Source organism: Lentilactobacillus diolivorans DSM 14421, assembly GCF_001434255.1.
Classification (GTDB): Bacteria; Bacillota; Bacilli; order Lactobacillales; family Lactobacillaceae; genus Lentilactobacillus; species Lentilactobacillus diolivorans.
This window is the reverse complement of sequence record NZ_AZEY01000078.1, coordinates 1-263: the sequence shown is the minus strand read 5'-3', so window position 1 is coordinate 263 and position 263 is coordinate 1. Positions and strand designations below refer to the sequence as shown.

Sequence of the window (263 nt, the reverse complement as noted above, 5' to 3'; positions counted from 1 at the left end):
ACAATGAGATACATCAGCATGCGGGCTCGGGGATCACCCCGCTTATTAATATGGTCCTGTCGAAGATATTTACCGGATTGGTAACGATTAATGTCAATCCCGACAAAGGCGTTGAGTTGATTGGCATTATCAAAGCGACGAATATCTCCAAGCTCGCCAATGAGTTCGGCCGCACTTTGTGCGCCGATGCCGGGCATAGAAGTGATGACGGCAAATTCAGGCAGGGAGTTATTAGCCAAAGTAACTAGCTGCTTAGTCAGCGC

At 48.7% G+C, this 263-nt stretch carries 1 protein-coding gene; it reads right to left on the bottom strand.

Features of this window, described 5'->3' with window-relative positions; translation table 11 throughout:
* Nucleotides 1–263 (bottom strand): transposase (locus FC85_RS08275; protein WP_162255419.1); only part of this gene is annotated, 263 nt, incomplete at both ends.